Source organism: Candidatus Symbiopectobacterium sp. (assembly GCF_020054415.1).
Lineage (GTDB): Bacteria > Pseudomonadota > Gammaproteobacteria > Enterobacterales > Enterobacteriaceae > Symbiopectobacterium.
This window is the reverse complement of record NZ_JAHWCO010000039.1, coordinates 1-1,158: the sequence shown is the minus strand read 5'-3', so window position 1 is coordinate 1,158 and position 1,158 is coordinate 1. Positions and strand designations below refer to the sequence as shown.

The 1,158-nt window shown below is 38.3% G+C and carries 2 protein-coding genes and 1 pseudogene; 1 reads left to right on the top strand and 2 read right to left on the bottom strand.

Features of this window, described 5'->3' with window-relative positions:
* Positions 1 to 89 precede the first annotated feature (89 nt).
* Positions 90 to 251 carry a hypothetical protein gene (locus tag QZ506_RS01380; protein ID WP_291968529.1) on the top strand — a complete coding sequence of 54 codons (162 nt, stop codon included), beginning with the start codon at positions 90 to 92 and terminating at the stop codon, positions 249 to 251.
* On the opposite strand, the gene QZ506_RS01375 is transcribed toward QZ506_RS01380, so the two are convergent.
* Positions 232 to 831 carry a hypothetical protein gene (locus QZ506_RS01375; RefSeq protein ID WP_291968527.1) on the bottom strand — a complete coding sequence of 200 codons (600 nt, stop codon included), beginning with the start codon at positions 829 to 831 and terminating at the stop codon, positions 232 to 234. The genes QZ506_RS01380 and QZ506_RS01375 overlap by 20 nt on opposite strands.
* A gap of 192 nt (positions 832 to 1,023) precedes the next feature.
* Positions 1,024 to 1,158: pseudogene (locus QZ506_RS01370) on the bottom strand (IS5/IS1182 family transposase); the annotation flags it as partial.

The window sequence follows — 1,158 nt, the reverse complement described above, 5'->3', positions numbered from 1 at the left end:
ACCGCGCTGCTTGAGGGCCTTGTTATAAGAGGGCCAGTTGGTGATTTTAAAATTTTGTTTTGCCATGGAGACCTGATTTTGAAACAACTGTGGAGATCTGCTCCGATGATTACCCAAAAGTTCTATTTATTCAACAAAGCCATCGCAAACACCCGATTAGCGTCACTGAATGGATGGATGAACGCAAACGCGAGGCTTTTAAGTCTAAAAGCGGTTATGAATTTAAATGTACTAGATCAGGTCTGAGCTAGTACAACTTATGGTAGCAATCCACTCGCTTATTCTGTTAACATGCTCTTTTAGTAGATTAAAATCAAAATCCCCTATGTTTATCTCATTACCAAAGGATTTAAATGTCTTTCCATTTATAGCTTCTTCTAAAAAACCTCTTGCTTTATAACTGACATCTTGTGATTCAGAATACGTAATTCCTGATAGTAATGTAATAATTCGACGCACTGGATATTCTTTATGAACGCAAATTGCATCATTTGACTCTAGGAATTGTTTTAAAACACCTGGAAGCTGTTTCAGCTGGAACTTAACAACATCCTGATTTAATTTCAAATCTACCGCTACTTCATTTATTACATTTATTGCGACAACTTTATTTTCCTGAACAGGGTCATTACGACAACTATGAATTAGAATCAGATTATTATTTAACTGTTTATATCTGCAATATTGCGAGCTAGCTGGATTTTCATGGCTCATTCTTACGACTATGAGACGTTGCGCGAACTCTAAATGCTTTTTATCCTCTATCGCCAATCTATATGCTGCTTCAACATCTTTGAAAGTATATGCAGAAATATAATCCTTAATATTCATCTCATCCTCCAGGTCGTGTATTCAATATCTTGATTACAGTGTAAAATGGCTTTGTTAAATAATAAGTAATCATGCTGTTTTTCTATGCCAGTTTTGGGGCTTTGTTGGGCTTTGTTGGGCTTTGTTGGGCTTTGTTGGGCTTTGTTGAATAAATCAGAACCTGTAATGACTGCGCCCCATACGGGCCGATTGTTACGTGATGCGAATACTGTTCGGCATTCCTAATAGCGTGATCCGGTTAAGCGCTTTGACCATGACCATGGCCATGGCTTCACCCACCTGAGCATCGTAGTCTCTCAGACTTAGATGACCACCCAGAAGCCTTTT

Coding starts and splice junctions, on each gene's coding strand:
- QZ506_RS01375 (WP_291968527.1), bottom strand. CDS start 831: ATGAATATTAAGGATTATATTTCTGCATATACTTTCAAAGATGTTGAA.